At 53.8% G+C, this 3,341-nt stretch carries 2 rRNA genes; both read left to right on the forward strand.

The window, feature by feature from the left end:
• Position 1: 1 nt before the first annotated feature.
• Positions 2 to 3,118, forward strand: a 23S ribosomal RNA gene (locus tag PWJ82_RS09445).
• A 100-nt stretch (positions 3,119 to 3,218) separates the two neighbouring features.
• Positions 3,219 to 3,336, forward strand: a 5S ribosomal RNA gene (rrf, locus tag PWJ82_RS09450).
• The last annotated feature ends 5 nt before the right edge of the window (positions 3,337 to 3,341 follow it).

The raw sequence follows: 3,341 nt of genomic DNA on the forward strand, positions 1-3,341 counted from the left end.
TTTTTTGGTGTTGTAGGGCGTTTGGTGGATGCCTTGGTGCGTATGGGCCGAAGAAGGACGTTGTAGCCTGCGATATGCCTCGGGGAATTGGCTAGCGAGTGGTGATCCGAGGGTGTCCGAATGGGGGAACCTAGCCTGGGTTATGCCGGGTTGCTGCCAGCTGAATTGATAGGTTGGTGGTGGGAACGTGGGGAAGTGAAACATCTTAGTACCTGCTGGAAAAGATATTTTGTGAGTAGTGGCGAGCGAAAGCGAAGGAGCCTAAACCTTGTGTGTGTGATACCTGTCGGGGGTTGCATGTGGGGTGTTGTGGGGCATTACATTCTCGTTTCCGACAGAGCGGGGCGTAGTGATAAATCATGCTTGTAGGTGAAGGGTTTGGGAAGGCCTGCCGTAGACCGTGATAGCCGGGTAGCTGAAACTTGTGTGACTGCGTTGTGGTGTTCCCGAGTAGCACGGGGCTCGTGGAATCTCGTGTGAATCTGCCAAGACCACTTGGTAAGGCTAAATACCCGTCGTGACCGATAGTGAATTTAGTACCGTGAGGGAATGGTGAAAAGTACCCCGGGAGGGGAGTGAAATAGTGCCTGAAACCAGGCGCCTACAAACTGTCAGAGCCATCTTGGTGGTGGTGATGGCGTGCCTATTGAAGAATGAGCCTGCGAGTTAGGATGTGTGGCGAGGTTAACCCGTGTGGGGTAGTCGTAGCGAAAGCGAGTCTGAAGAGGGCGTTGTAGTTGCATGTTCTAGACCCGAAGCGGGGTGATCTACCCATGGCCAGGGTGAGGCACGTGTAAGAGCGTGTGGAGGCCCGAACCCACCAGGGTTGAAAACCTGGGGGATGAGTTGTGGGTAGGGGTGAAAGGCCAATCAAACTCCGTGATAGCTGGTTCTCCCCGAAATGCATTTAGGTGCAGCGTTGCGTGGTTCTTTGTGGGGGTAGAGCTACTGGTTGGCTGATGGGCCTTATCTGGTTACTGACGTCAGCCAAACTCCGAATACCATGAAGTTGAGCGTGGCAGTGAGACTGTGGGGGATAAGCTTCATAGTCGAGAGGGAAACAGCCCAGATCGCCGGTTAAGGCCCCTAAGTGTGTGCTAAGTGGGAAAGGATGTTTAGTTGCTGTGACAACCAGGAGGTTGGCTTAGAAGCAGCCATCCTTGAAAGAGTGCGTAATAGCTCACTGGTCAAGTGATTGAGCGCCGACAATGTAGCGGGGCTGAAGTACACCGCCGAAACCGTGGCAAACAATTTGTTTTGTTTGGGTAGGGGAGCGTCCTGCGTGAGGTGAAGCCGTGGCGTGAGCTTGTGGTGGATTGCGTGGGAGTGAGAATGCAGGCATGAGTAACGTTTGGGAGGTGAGAATCCTTCCCGCCGTATGACTAAGGGTTCCAGGGGTAGGTTCGTCCTCTCTGGGTTAGTCGGGTCCTAAGGCGAGGCCGACAGGCGTAGTCGATGGGTGACCAGTTCTTATTCTGGTACCGGTTTTATTGCGTCCAGTGTCTTCTGCGTTGATGCTAACCATCCCGTCTATGCCATAAAGCTTTCGAGGCGTTTGTCTTGTTTGTGGTTGGTGTGGGTGGCGTGGGGTCCTAAGTGTGGGAGGCAAGCGTGTTAACAGGTGTGACGCAGGGAGGTAGCTTCGCGTGCCTAATGGCTTGGCGCGTTTAAGGGTGTGGCCCGTTTCCTAGGTAAATCCGGGGGACATAAGGGTGAGGCCTGATGGTGACCGCAGTTTTTGTGGGAAGTAGAGTGATCCTGTACTGCCGAGAAAAGCATCGACGTGAGTGGTAAGACCGCCCGTACCCGAAACCGACACTGGTAGTTGGGTAGAGCATACTAAGGCGTGCGAGTGAATCGTGGTTAAGGAACTCGGCAAAATGCCCCCGTAACTTTGGGAGAAGGGGGGCCCACTCTTTACGCGCCCCGTTGTCTGGGTGTTGTGGGGGGTTGGGTCGCAGAGTCTAGGGAGAAGCGACTGTTTATCAAAAACACAGGTCCGTGCGAAGCTGTAAGGCGATGTATACGGACTGACGCCTGCCCGGTGCTGGAAGGTTAAGCGGACTGGTTAGCCCTCTTTTTTTGGGGGCGAGGCTGGGAAGTTAAGCCCCAGTAAACGGCGGTGGTAACTATAACCATCCTAAGGTAGCGAAATTCCTTGTCGGGTAAGTTCCGACCTGCACGAATGGCGTAACGACTTCTCTACTGTCTCGACCACGAGCTCGGTGAAATTGCATTACGAGTAAAGATGCTCGTTTCGCGCAGCAGGACGGAAAGACCCCGGGACCTTTACTATAGCTTGGTATTGGTGTTCGGTACGGTTTGTGTAGGATAGGTGGGAGACTGTGATGCATTGACGCTAGTTGGTGTGGAGTCGTTGTTGAAATACCACTCTGATCGTATTGCATGTCTAACTTTGGTCCGTGATCCGGGCTAAGGACAGTGCCTGGTGGGTAGTTTAACTGGGGCGGTTGCCTCCTAAAGGGTAACGGAGGCGCTCAAAGGTTTCCTCAGCCTGGTTGGTCATCAGGTGGTGAGTGTAAGTGTAGAAGGAAGCTTGACTGTGAGACAGACATGTCGAGCAGGTACGAAAGTAGGAACTAGTGATCCGGCGGTGGCTTGTGGAAGCGCCGTCGCTCAACGGATAAAAGGTACCCCGGGGATAACAGGCTGATCCTGCCCAAGAGTTCATATCGACGGCATGGTTTGGCACCTCGATGTCGGCTCGTCGCATCCTGGGGCTGGAGTAGGTCCCAAGGGTTGGGCTGTTCGCCCATTAAAGCGGTACGCGAGCTGGGTTCAGAACGTCGTGAGACAGTTCGGTCCCTATCCGCTGCGCGCGTTTGAGAATTGAGAAGGGCTGTTCCTAGTACGAGAGGACCGGGACGGACGAACCTCTAGTGTGCCAGTTGTTCCGCCAGGGGCATTGCTGGTTGGCCACGTTCGGGAGGGATAACCGCTGAAAGCATCTAAGCGGGAAGCCTGCTTCGAGATTAGTTCTCGTTCCACATTTTGTTGTGGGTGAGGTCCCCGGTTGATGATCGGGTTGATAGGCCAGGGATGTAAGCATTGTGAGGTGTTTAGTTGACTGGTACTAATGGACCGATAGCCAAAATAACAAGGCATTTGGAATTGTTTTTGCGTGGGATTTTTGTTTGGGTGTTTGCGTTCACTGTGCGATGACTGGCCACCATGTGGTTGGTTGGTGTTTTGGTTGTGGCGGTGGTTATAGCGGCAAGGTTACGCCCGGTATCCTTTTCGAACCCGGTAGCTAAGGTTGTTTGCGCTGATGGTACTGCACTCGGTGGGGTGTGGGAGAGTAGGTTGCTGCCGCCATGTTT

Origin of the sequence: Actinotignum schaalii (assembly GCF_028864145.1) — a bacterium.
Classification (GTDB): Bacteria; Actinomycetota; Actinomycetes; order Actinomycetales; family Actinomycetaceae; genus Actinotignum; species Actinotignum schaalii_B.